The following is an 11,571-nucleotide window of genomic DNA, read 5'->3' as shown; positions in this document are numbered from 1 at the left end:
CGGCTTCCAGATCCCCTCGGGCGTGATCGGCGACATCAAGATGGGCACCACGGTCGCCACCAATGCGCTGCTGGAGCGCAAGGGCGACCGCGTGCTTCTGCTGATCACCAAGGGATTTCGCGATGCGCTGAGGATCGCCTACCAGGCGCGCCCGGACATCTTCGCCAAGGAGATCATCCTTCCCGAACAACTCTACGAGCGCGTCATCGAGATCGACGAGCGCGTGCTTGCCGATGGCTGCGTGGAACGGCTGCTCGATATTGCTGCTTGCCGGCCGGCGATCGAGCAAGCCAGGGCCGACGGCATCGATGCCGTGGCCATCGTCTTCATGCATGCCTGGAAATATCCCGATCACGAGAAGGTGGTGGCAAAGGTCTGCCGCAAGCTCGGCTTCAGCCAGGTCTCGGTCAGCCACGAGGTCTCGCCGCTGATCAAACTGGTCGGCCGCGGCGACACGACCGTGGTCGATGCCTATCTGTCGCCGATCCTGTCGCGCTATGTGCAACGGGTGGCGGGAGAGTTGGGCGTCCTCTCCCCCCTTGAGGGGGAGACGGCCGCGAAGCGGCCAGAGGGGGTCCTCGCAGAAGGCACCACCAATATGTCGGGTCCGGTCGATCCGACCCCACCCGACGGCTTCGCCTGCACCCTCGCCTCAAGGGGGAGGGAATCCCCCCGCCTCATGTTCATGATGTCGTCCGGCGGGCTTACCGCCGCCGACATGTTCCAGGGCAAGGACGCGCTGCTGTCCGGCCCCGCCGGCGGTGTCGTCGGCATGGTCGAAACGGCGAAGCTCGCCGGCTTCGACAAGGTCATCGGCTTCGACATGGGCGGCACTTCCACCGATGTCGCCCACTATGACGGCGAGTATGAGCGCGCCTTCGACACCGAGGTTGCCGGCGTGCGCGTGCGCGCGCCGATGATGCGCATCCACACCGTCGCCGCCGGCGGTGGCTCGGTGCTGCACTACGAGGCCGGCCGCTTTCGCGCCGGCCCGGATTCCGCCGGTGCCAATCCCGGCCCCGCCGCCTACCGGCGCGGCGGGCCTTTGGCGGTCACCGACGCCAACGTCATGCTCGGCAAGCTGCAGCCCGATTTCTTCCCGGCGATCTTCGGTCCGGATCAGAACGAACGGCTCGACGCCGCGACGGTGCGCGCGAAATTCGCGGCTCTTGCCACTGAAATCGGAGACGGCCGCACGCCCGAAGCGGTCGCCGAAGGCTTCATCACCATTGCCGTCGAGAATATGGCCAACGCCATCAAGAAGATCTCCGTGCAGCGCGGCTACGACGTCACCGGATATCTCCTCAACTGCTTCGGCGGCGCCGGCGGCCAGCATGCCTGCCTGGTCGCCGACGCGCTCGGCATGGAAGCGGTGCTGATCCACCCCTTCTCAGGCCTGCTTTCGGCCTATGGCATTGGCCTCGCCTCGGTCTTCGCCTCGCGCCAGCAGGCGCTGCTCAAGCCGCTCGCCGAGGAATCAAGAACCGAGATCGACGGCCTCATTGCCACGTTGAGAACAGCCGTCATCGCCGAACTCGCGGCGCAAGGCATCGCCGGCGACGCGGTTACCACCAGGCCGGTGCTGCACATCCGTTATGACGGCACCGACACGACGCTGCCGGTGAATTTCGAGACCGGTTCGATCTTCCAGGCCAGGCGCGACTTCGAAATCGCCCACAAGGCGCAATTCGGCTTCGTTTATGACGACAAGCCGATGATCGTCGAGACGGTAGGCGTCGAAGGCGTCGAAATCAGCCAGGATAGCGCGGAAGCTCATGTGACTGCCGTGTCTCAGAGGATTGAAGCCGGCGCGTCTGGAACGCGACGTATCTACACCGAAGGCCGGTGGCAGGAAGCGGGCATCCATCGCCGCGAAAACCTGCGCCCATCCAATCTGGTCGCCGGCCCTGCTCTCATCATAGAGCCGAACCAGACCATTGTCGTGGAGCCCGGCTGGCAGGCCGAGATCACCAGCCTCAACCACATCGTGATGCGCCGCGCGCAACGCAAGACGCGCGCCGCCGCCCTCGGCACCAAAGCCGACCCGGTGATGCTGGAAGTCTTCAACAACCTCTTCATGTCGATCGCCGAGCAGATGGGCGTGACGCTGCAGAACACCGCCTATTCCGTCAACATCAAGGAAAGGCTGGATTTCTCCTGCGCCGTCTTCGACCGCACCGGTGCGCTTGTCGCCAACGCGCCGCACATGCCCGTGCATCTGGGCTCCATGGACCGCTCGGTCGAAACCATCATCCGCCTGAACTCCGGCGACATCCACCCGGGCGACGTCTTCGCCCTGAACGCGCCCTATAATGGCGGCACCCATCTGCCCGATATCACTGTTATAACGCCGGTGTTCGCAAGCGCCGACCTATTCTCCCCCCTTGAGGGGGAGATGGCCGCGAAGCGGTCAGAGGGGGTCCTCTCAGAAGGCACCGCAAGGACGTCGAGCACTGCCGCAGCGACCCCCTCCGGCGGCTTCGCCGCCACCTCCCCCTCAAGGGGGGAGGAAATCCTCTTCTACGTCGCCTCGCGCGGCCATCACGCCGATATTGGCGGCACCGCGCCCGGTTCCATGACGCCGCTTGCCACCACGGTCGACGAGGAAGGCGTGCTGTTCGACAATTTCCGCATCGTCGATCGCGGGAAATTCCGCGAGAAGGAATTGCAGGCGCTGCTCACCGACCACCCTTACCCCGCCCGCAATCCGCACCAGAACATCGCCGACCTCAAGGCGCAGATCGCCGCCAATGAGAAAGGCGTCGCCGAACTGCGCAAGATGGTCACGCATTTCGGCCTCGACGTCGTCGAGGCCTATATGGGCCATGTCCAGGACAATGCCGCTGAAAGCGTCCGCCGCGTGCTGGAGCGCCTGCCCGACACGTCGGCCTATGAATACCCGACAGATACCGGCCAGTTGATCAAGGTGAAGATCACGGTCGATCGGCAAAGGCGCGAGGCGACCGTCGATTTCACCGGCACCTCGCCGGTCATGAAGAACAACTTCAACGCGCCCGAGCCAGTCGCACGCGCCGCTGTACTCTATGCCTTCCGCGTCATGGTCGAGGACATGATCCCGATGAATGCCGGGTGCCTGAGGCCGATCAACATCGTCATCCCCGACGGTTCGATGTTGAAACCCGCCTACCCCGCGGCCGTTGTCGCCGGCAATGTCGAGACCTCGCAGCACGTCACCAACGCGCTGTTCGGCGCCATGGGCGCGATGGCCAATGCGCAAGGCACGATGAACAACCTGACCTTCGGCAACAGGAAATATCAATATTACGAGACGATCTGCTCCGGCTCGCCGGCCGGCCGGATGAATTCCGGCCGTGGCTTCGCCGGCACGTCCGGCGTCCATACCCACATGACCAATTCGCGCCTTACCGATCCGGAAGTGCTGGAACTGCGCTTCCCCGTTGTGCTGGAGGATTTCCACATCCGCGAGGGATCCGGCGGCAAGGGCCGCTGGAGTGCCGGCGACGGCACCAGACGCACCATACGCTTCCTCGAAAAGATGGAATGCGCCATCCTCTCCTCGCATCGCAACCGGCCGCCGCTGGGATTGGACGGTGGCGGCGACGGCGAGGTCGGCTCGACCAGGGTGCGCCGCAATGACGGCACGATCGACGTGCTGAAAGCCTGCGACCAGACAGTGCTTCAGGATGGCGAGGCCGTCATCGTGACCACACCGACGCCGGGAGGGTTTGGACGCGCCTGAGGAGGCTTCGAGAATTCGCTGCGGCGAGTCAGGTGACGTGGCTTTCGAGAACCGGAGCGGAGCGGACATTGAGTCCGTGAGCACCGGAAGCGCAGAAAGCCGCGTCAGATGACCGCCGCAGTAGAATTATCGATGCCTCCGGCTGTCACCGGCCTGTCATGACCCTGAGATACCCGCTTGCGCCAAAGCAAATGGGGAATCACTTTGTCATGACCGACGTCTCCTCGGATCTGGTTTTTCGCCGCGGCAAGGAAGTTGGAAAAGCCGTCTACCAGAACCGCGCGCTTTCGAAAGCCGGCATCTCCGAACGGCTCTTCGCCTTCCTGTTTTCCGGCCTCGTCTATCCGCAGATCTGGGAAGATCCCGATGTCGACATGGAGGCGATGCAGCTTGGCCAGGGCCACCGCATCGTGACCATCGCGTCGGGTGGCTGCAACATCCTCGCCTACCTCACCCGCTCGCCGGCCAGGATCGACGCCGTCGACCTCAATGCGGCGCACATCGCGCTGAACCGCATGAAGCTGGAGGCGGTACGCCGCCTGCCTTCCCAGGGCGACCTGTTCCGCTTCTTCGGCGCCGCCGACACCAGTCACAATTCTGAAGCCTACGACCGCTTCATCGCACCGCATCTCGATCCGGTCAGCCGCCATTACTGGGAGCGCCGCAACTGGCGCGGCCGCAGGCGCATCGGCGTCTTTGACCGCAATTTCTACCAGACCGGCCTGCTCGGCCTGTTCATCGCCATGGGCCACCGCACGGCGAAATTCTTCGGCGTCAACCCGGCCCGCATGATGGAAGCCAAAAACATCGGCGAACAGCGCCGCTTCTTCAACGAGGAGCTGGCTCCGGTCTTCGACAAGAAGCTCCTGAGATGGGCGACATCGCGCAAGGCCTCGCTGTTCGGCCTCGGCATTCCGCCGGCGCAGTACGATTCCCTGATCACGTCAGGTGATGGCTCCATGGCCAGCGTGCTGAAGGCCCGCCTGGAAAAGCTCGCCTGCGATTTCCCCCTGGAAAACAACTACTTCGCCTGGCAGGCCTTCGCCCGCCGCTATCCCGAGCCCGGCGAAGCCGCCCTGCCCGCCTATCTGGAAAAGCAGAACTACGAGACCATCCGCGGCAATGTCGACCGCGTGGCGATCCACCATGCCAATCTGATCGAGTTCCTGGCCGGCAAGGATGCCGGCACGGTCGACCGTTTCATCCTGCTCGACGCGCAGGACTGGATGACCGACGAGCAGCTCAACGCGCTGTGGTCGGAGATCACCCGCACGGCCTCGGCCGGCGCCCGCGTCATCTTCCGCACCGCCGCCGAGCCCAGCCTGCTGCCGGGCCGCGTCTCGACCTCGCTGCTCGACCAGTGGGATTACGAGAGCAATGCCTCGCGCGAGTTCTCGGCCCGCGACCGCTCCGCCATCTATGGCGGCTTCCACCTCTATGTGAAGCGCGCCGCATGAGCACGACGGAACTGCCGGCCAACCCCGAATTCAAGGCCAACCATGCCGAACTGATGGACGGCGTCTACCGCTGGCAGCGCCATATCTACGACCTGACCCGCAAATACTACCTGCTTGGCCGCGACCGGCTGATCGCGGGGCTGGATGTGCCTCCCGGCGGCACCGTACTTGAACTGGGCTGCGGCACCGGCCGCAACATCATCCTTGCCGCTCGGCGCTATCCCGATGCACGCTTCTTCGGCCTCGATATCTCGGCAGAAATGCTGGAAACGGCCGGCAAGGCGATCGCTCGCGACGGTCTGGCCGATCGCGTCGCGCTGGCCAGGGGCGACGCGACGGACTTCAACGCTCACGCGCTGTTCGGCCAAAGCAATTTCGACCGGGTCTTCGTATCCTATTCGCTGTCGATGATCCCGGGTTGGGAGAAGACCGTGTCGGCAGCACTGGCCTCGCTCGCGCCGGGCGGCTCGCTGCATATCGTCGACTTCGGCCAGCAGGAAGGCCTGCCGGGCTGGTTCCGGACCTTGCTGCGCGGCTGGCTGAGAAAATTCCACGTCACGCCGCGTGCGAACCTGCGCGAAGTCCTTGAATCGGAATCCGCGCGAACCGGCGCAACTCATCGTTTCCGCACACTTTATCGCGGCTATGCCTGGCTGGCGGTGCTCGGCCGCCAGTAGCTTGCGTCAGCCGGAGTGGGCCGATGCATTACCCGGATGCGTCACATCCCAGGGCGCGACCCAGTCGCCTTCGACGCGCAGCGCCACATTGGCGTCATCCTCGATGACCCGGCAGACCGTCATCTCGCCGGCGCCCGTGCCGTAACGTTCGCCCGCAAGCTTGAAACGGTCGTGGGTTGCCCTGGTCAGTTCGTTGCGCGTGCCGGTTTCCGTCATCAATTCCTCGATCAAGGCGAGATCCTTCAGGCAGAGCGCGATCGGGAATGACGGATCGTAGTGGCCGGCGAAGATCGACGGCACATCGTGCTGGAGCACGAAACTGTCCGCCGCTCCGCCTTTCATGACCCGCCACCAGACATCCGGTTCGAGGCCGGCGAGCTTGGCCGTCACCATCGCCTCGCCGATCGCCGCCGCGTGGATTTTCCAAAGCTGGTTGTTGACCAGCTTTGCGACATAGCCGTTGCCGTAAGGCCCGACGCGCCGCAACTCGCCCATCGCCTCGATCACCGGCCGCACGACCTCGACGTCGGCATCGTTGCCGCCGACGAACATCGGCATGTCGCCTCGGATGGCCGCGTCCACCGATCCGGTGACCGGCGCATCGACCGGACCGCCGCCCTTGGCCTGGAATTCACCGGCAAGCGCGCGCATCAGCTTCGGGCTGCTGGTCGTCATGTCGATCCAGTATTTGCCGGCGCACGCGGTGGTCAGGAATCCGTTCTCGCCCCTGACGACCTGCTCGATCTCCTTTGGCCCGAAAACCATCGTCACCACGACGTCGCTGCGGTCGAGCACGTCGGCAGGGCTGGTGCCCGGCGCGGCGCCGGCCGCCACCAGGGCCTCCATTGCCTGCGGCCGCACGTCGTAGACCACCATGTCGAAGCCCGCGCGCCGCACATTCAGCGCCGCGTTGCGTCCCATCGTGCCCAGGCCGATAAATCCGACGCTCATTGAATTCTGCCTCCATTCGATGGCGCGCAAACTTCGGCAGGCGGCGGCTTTTGACAAGCAAATTGTCCTTATCCGCGCGATAAGCCATGCTGATGCCGCCATGGACATAGAAGTTCGCCTGCTCAGAAGTTTCGTCGCCATCTACGAGCGCGGTTCGCTGTCGCGCGCGGCGGAAAAGCTCGCCTGCACGCAGGCCGCCATGAGTATGCGGCTGAAGATGCTGGAAACCGAGATCGGCGCGCCGCTGTTCATCCGCCATCACCACCGCATCGAGCCGACTTCGAAAGGCAGCGAGCTCTACGCCCGGGCGCTCAGGGTTCTGGCCGCCTATGACGAAATGATCTCGACCACACGCAGCCAGCGCCCACGCGCGAAAATTCGCATCGGCATGCCGGACGACTACGCGCTCGGCTTCCTATCGAGGGTCATGGCCAACATGCGCGAAACGATCGCCGACACCGAGTTCGAAATCGTCTGCGACCTCAGCGCGAAACTCGCGGCGGCGTTGCAACGGCAGGAAATCGACATCGCGCTGGTGACGTTGGCGTCGGGTCCCGCGGCCGCCAGGCACCGGATCATGACCCGGCTCAACTGGGTTCATCGGACAGATTTCCAACCAGATTCAAGCGGTTCGGTCGCGCTGGCCGCCTATCCCGAAGGATGTGTCTTTCGCCGCACCATGATCTCTGCGCTGGAGGCCTCGCAACGCAACTGGCGCGTCGCCGTGCAAAGCAGCAGTCAGGCCGGCATTCTCGCGGCGGTGCAGGCCGGAGTCGCGGTGACATCGATGGCCAAAGGCACGGCGCCGGCGGGCCTTGTCGAGATCACCGGTGACGATCGCCTGCCGGAACTCGAAGCCGTGCCGCTCTATCTGCTGGGCCGGCAGGGCCAGTCGGGGGCCGCCATACGCCAGGTCGAAGACCTCATCCTTGCCGAACTGGAAAATGCTCCTGCCTAATGCAGCGCCTTGATCAAGGCCCCCACCATCGCCTGCGGCCGGTAGCCCAGCTTGGCCGGGGTCAGGCCAAGCCGCACGATCACCAGCTGCTCTGACGGGATGATGGCGACGGTTTGGCCGTCGTGCCCCTCCATCCAGTAGGTGTCTTTCGGCAAACCCGCCGCCACACCTGCGCCCGGTTTCTCTTCGTCGCCCGGCGCCTCGATCCACAACTGGCCCTTGCCGTAGACCTTGGAGGCCGGCGCCGGTTCGCGCATCCAGTCCACGAAGCCGGTGGGCAGGATCTGGTTGCCGTTCCAGACCCCGCCTTGCAGCAGGAACTGGCCGAAGCGGGCCCAGTCATGGCCGGTGGCGTAGAGATAGGAGGAGCCAACGAACGTGCCCTGCTCGTCGGTCTCGAGCACGGCGCTGTTCATGCCGAGCGGCTGGAAGAGCGCGTTGCGCGGCCATGTCAGCGCCTTGGCCTTGTCGCCGACCGCGTCCTGCCAGAGCCGCGACAGCATCACCGCCGTGCCGCTCGAATAGGAAAACACCTTGCCAACCTCGGCCGCCAGCGGCTTGGATTCCGCGAAGCCCGCCATGTCGGGCTCGAGATAGAGCATGCGCGTGACGTCGGCGACGTCGCCATAATCCTCGTTGAATTCCAACCCGCTCGACATCGCCATCATGTCGGCAAGGCTGATCGCGGCCCGCCCGTCCGCCTTCCACGGCGAAAACAGGCCCTTGTTGTCGACCGCCATCTTGCCGTCCTTGACCAGCGTGCCGATGATGGCCGCGTTCACCGTCTTGGTCATCGACCAGCCGAGCAGCGGCGTCTTGTCGGAAAAGCCGTCGCCATAGCGTTCCGCGACGATGCGGCCGTTCTTCACCACCACGATCGCGCGCATGCCGGCGCCGGCCATGGCGTGATCCGCGACGATCCTGGCGACCTCGGGATTCTGCGAGGCATCGACCCGCTCGCCATCCGGCCACAACGCATCCTTGCTGGTCGCCGCCGGCTCGGCATAGAGCGCGGTGCGCCTTGCCTTGCCGACATCGCCATCCGGCACCGAGGCGCAGCCCAGCCCGTCGCGGGACACAGCGACGCTCTTGCCGAGGAAGCCGAGCAGGCCTGCCGATACCGTGCCCCGGTTCTTGTCGACCGAAACCCGCATCAGCCTGAGCAAGGGATGACCGGGCGCCTGAACGTCGACGGCCAGCACCTCGTTGGGGTCGCGACCGGCGATGAAGACGTTGGAACAGACGATCTTGGCCGAATAGCCGGAGCCGACGCGGATCAGCTCGGGCGGCGCGATATAGAGCCAGGCAAACAGCGCGGCGACCGCCAGCACGACCAGGCCAAGCAGCCATTTGACGATCTTGACGATGATCCGCATCCATTTCCTCCCAGGCTCTTGCCTGACCTTTATGTCATCGATTTGCCGCCATTGCTTCCGCAAAATCGGGGCTCCTGTCGAGCGCCATCAACGGATTATCAACCATGATCGGGGATCACAGGAGAATCAGGCGATGCTGTGGGGCGATCGCCTGGAGGGGGCCAGACCAACATCGGCCATCACTACACAGACCCATCAGCGACCGGCTGATTCCGGCTTGGAAGTTGCGATGCGCCGTCTTGCGGCCCTTTTCATGCTGACGCTGCTCGGCGCCTGCTCGACCGTGGACGATCTGTCACCGTCCGCCTCCGGCACTCCGACGGTGGCTGTGCGCGCGCCGCGCTTCGCCGATTCCAAGCCGCATGAATGGGACAGCGGCGCGCCGTGGAACTACGCCGTTCACGGCACCGACGTGTCCAAATACCAGACGTCCGTCGACTGGCCGACGGCCAGGGCGAGCGGCATTTCCTTCGCCTTCATCAAGGCGACCGAAGGCGGCGACCGCTTCGACGAGTATTTCAACGAGCATTGGGCGCGCACCAAGGCCGCAGGCGTACCGCGCGCGGCTTACCACTTCTTCTATTTCTGCACACCGGCCGCCCAGCAGGCGCGCTGGTTCATCCAGAACGTGCCTGTCGACCGCTCGTCCATGCCGCCGGTACTCGACATGGAGTGGAATCCCAAATCGCCGACCTGCCGCTTGCGTCCCGATCCAGCGACGGTCCGGGCGGAAATGACCACCTTCCTCGAAATCGTCGAGCGCCATTACGGCAAGAAGCCGATCATCTACACTTCGGTCGATTTCTTCGACGACAACCAACTGTCGACCTTCCGCGGTTATCCCTACTGGCTGCGCTCGGTGGCCGGCCACCCCCGCGAAAAATACGGCAGCCATCCCTTCACCTTCTGGCAATACACCGGAACCGGCATCGTTCCGGGCATGACAGGCAAGTCCGACATCAACGTCTTCAACGGCTCGGAAGCCGCCTGGAACAAGTGGCTGCGCCAGAACACCCGCTAGGCCGGTTCGACGGCTAAAAGGCCGGCTTCCACAACGGACTGTGACAGAAGACCCGTTGACACCGGGCCTGCCGCCTGCTTTTCGACACAGCCGGCGGTCAAGAGTGCAACCGCCGGTAATCCAGGGCGTTGAGCTTTCCGGATGAAGCACGACAAATTGCCCTTCTTCGTTTCGAAAGGAAGCTGATGCGACTGCGTTCCCAAGCCCTCGCGGCGCTGCTCTTGTGCGCCACGGCCTTGCCGGCGATGGCGCAGGAATGCGGCGGCGATTTCGAAACCTGGAAACAGGGCGTGGCGGCGGAAGCCAAGGCGGCCGGTGTCGGCGCTGTCGGTCTGGACGCGCTCGAAGACGCCACCTTGGATCCCCGGGCTTTGGCGCGCGACCGCGCCCAGGGCGTCTTCACCCAGACCTTCATCGAGTTCTCCAACCGCATGATCTCGGCCTACCGGCTGAAGCAGGGCGCGGCGAACATGAAGAAATACGCCGATGTCTTTGCCCGTGCCGACCAGCAATTCGGCGTCCAGGCCCCGGTCATCACCGCTTTCTGGGCGCTGGAGACGGATTTCGGCGCCGTGCAGGGCGACTTCCACACGCTGAGCGCGCTGCTGACACTGTCGCATGACTGCCGCCGCCCGCAGCTCTTCCGCCAGCAGTTGGTGCCGCTGCTGGAACTGATCGATCGCGGCGTGCTGCCGGCCGACGTCAAGGGCGCCTGGGCGGGCGAGATCGGCCAGACCCAGATCCTGCCGTCGGACTACCTCGCCAGGGGCGTCGACGGCGACGGCGACGGCAAGGTCGACCTCAGAAACAGTGTACCCGACGTGATCATGACGACGGCCAACAAGGTGCTTTCGCGCGGCTGGAAGCGCGACGAGCCCTGGATCCAGGAGGTGCGTGTGCCCGACGACATGCCGTGGGACCAGACCGGCCGCACCAACAAACTGCCGCTGACGCAGTGGGCCCAGTGGGGCGTCACCAACCGCGATGGCTCGCCGCTGGTCGACAAGGGCCTCAAGGCCGGCCTGGCGCTGCCCATGGGCCGCAAGGGCCCGGCCTTCCTGACCTACGACAATTTCGACGTCTACCTCGAATGGAACCAGTCCTTCACCTATGCGCTGACGGCCGCCAACCTGGCCGCGCGGCTCGCCGGCGCGCCGCCGCTCGACCCGCGCAATCCCGAACCCGGCCTCAACAACGACCAGATGAAAGAGCTGCAGACCAAGCTCGAAGCCAAGGGTTACGACGTCGGCACGGTCGACGGCATTCTGGGCACCAACACCCGCGAAGCGATCCGCAAGGAGCAGATGCGGCTTGGATTGCCGGTGGATGGGTGGCCGACGCCGGAGTTGTTGGGGAAATTGTAGGCAGTAGGGCAGTAGGGCAGTAGGGCAGTAGGGCAGTAGGGCAGTA

At 64.7% G+C, this 11,571-nt stretch carries 8 protein-coding genes; 6 read left to right on the top strand and 2 right to left on the bottom strand.

The window, feature by feature from the left end; all coding sequences use genetic code 11:
- Positions 1 to 10 precede the first annotated feature (10 nt).
- The 3 genes from J0I79_RS33560 (at position 11) to J0I79_RS33550 (ending at position 5,855) form a co-directional block, all read left to right on the top strand.
- Positions 11 to 3,721 (top strand): hydantoinase B/oxoprolinase family protein, encoded by a 3,711-nt coding sequence (locus tag J0I79_RS33560; protein WP_292870002.1) that lies wholly within the window; start codon positions 11 to 13, stop codon positions 3,719 to 3,721.
- A gap of 158 nt (positions 3,722 to 3,879) precedes the next feature.
- Entirely contained in the window at positions 3,880 to 5,178 is a 1,299-nt protein-coding gene (locus J0I79_RS33555) for a DUF3419 family protein (RefSeq protein ID WP_292869999.1), read from the top strand.
- Positions 5,175 to 5,855, top strand: a complete 681-nt coding sequence (locus J0I79_RS33550; protein WP_292869996.1) for a class I SAM-dependent methyltransferase — start codon at positions 5,175 to 5,177, stop codon at positions 5,853 to 5,855. Before J0I79_RS33555 ends, J0I79_RS33550 begins: the two co-directional genes overlap by 4 nt.
- Positions 5,856 to 5,861: 6 nt before the next feature.
- Here the strand turns inward: J0I79_RS33550 and J0I79_RS33545 are convergent, their stop codons facing one another.
- Positions 5,862 to 6,806 carry an NAD(P)-dependent oxidoreductase gene (locus tag J0I79_RS33545; RefSeq protein WP_292869993.1) on the bottom strand — a complete coding sequence of 315 codons (945 nt, stop codon included), beginning with the start codon at positions 6,804 to 6,806 and terminating at the stop codon, positions 5,862 to 5,864.
- Positions 6,807 to 6,906: 100 nt separating this feature from the next.
- Here J0I79_RS33545 and J0I79_RS33540 point away from each other — a divergent pair, with 100 nt between their 5' ends.
- Complete coding sequence (locus J0I79_RS33540) at positions 6,907 to 7,764, top strand: LysR family transcriptional regulator (RefSeq protein WP_292869990.1); 858 nt, start codon at positions 6,907 to 6,909, stop codon at positions 7,762 to 7,764.
- Here J0I79_RS33540 and J0I79_RS33535 read toward each other — a convergent pair.
- Positions 7,761 to 9,140: a serine hydrolase gene (locus tag J0I79_RS33535; protein WP_292869987.1), complete on the bottom strand. Its 1,380-nt coding sequence runs from the start codon at positions 9,138 to 9,140 to the stop codon at positions 7,761 to 7,763. The two genes, J0I79_RS33540 and J0I79_RS33535, sit on opposite strands and share 4 nt — an antisense overlap.
- Positions 9,141 to 9,369: 229 nt before the next feature.
- On the opposite strand from J0I79_RS33535, the gene J0I79_RS33530 reads away from it, so the two are divergent.
- Complete coding sequence (locus tag J0I79_RS33530) at positions 9,370 to 10,161, top strand: GH25 family lysozyme (protein WP_292869984.1); 792 nt, start codon at positions 9,370 to 9,372, stop codon at positions 10,159 to 10,161.
- 185 nt (positions 10,162 to 10,346) lie between these two features.
- Positions 10,347 to 11,525, top strand: a complete 1,179-nt coding sequence (locus tag J0I79_RS33525) for a lytic murein transglycosylase (protein ID WP_292869981.1) — start codon at positions 10,347 to 10,349, stop codon at positions 11,523 to 11,525.
- The last annotated feature ends 46 nt before the right edge of the window (positions 11,526 to 11,571 follow it).

The organism is Mesorhizobium sp. (genome assembly GCF_017306585.1).
Classification (GTDB): Bacteria; Pseudomonadota; Alphaproteobacteria; order Rhizobiales; family Rhizobiaceae; genus Mesorhizobium.
This window is presented reverse-complemented; position numbering and strand designations above follow the sequence as displayed.

Excerpts from the sequence above, each read along its gene's own strand:
- J0I79_RS33555 (WP_292869999.1), top strand. The coding sequence starts at position 3,880 with ATGACCCTGAGATACCCGCTTGCGCCAAAGCAAATGGGGAATCACTTT.
- J0I79_RS33550 (WP_292869996.1), top strand. The coding sequence starts at position 5,175 with ATGAGCACGACGGAACTGCCGGCCAACCCCGAATTCAAGGCCAACCAT.
- J0I79_RS33545 (WP_292869993.1), bottom strand. The coding sequence starts at position 6,806 with ATGAGCGTCGGATTTATCGGCCTGGGCACGATGGGACGCAACGCGGCG.
- J0I79_RS33540 (WP_292869990.1), top strand. The coding sequence starts at position 6,907 with ATGGACATAGAAGTTCGCCTGCTCAGAAGTTTCGTCGCCATCTACGAG.
- J0I79_RS33535 (WP_292869987.1), bottom strand. The coding sequence starts at position 9,140 with ATGCGGATCATCGTCAAGATCGTCAAATGGCTGCTTGGCCTGGTCGTG.
- J0I79_RS33530 (WP_292869984.1), top strand. The coding sequence starts at position 9,370 with ATGCGCCGTCTTGCGGCCCTTTTCATGCTGACGCTGCTCGGCGCCTGC.
- J0I79_RS33525 (WP_292869981.1), top strand. The coding sequence starts at position 10,347 with ATGCGACTGCGTTCCCAAGCCCTCGCGGCGCTGCTCTTGTGCGCCACG.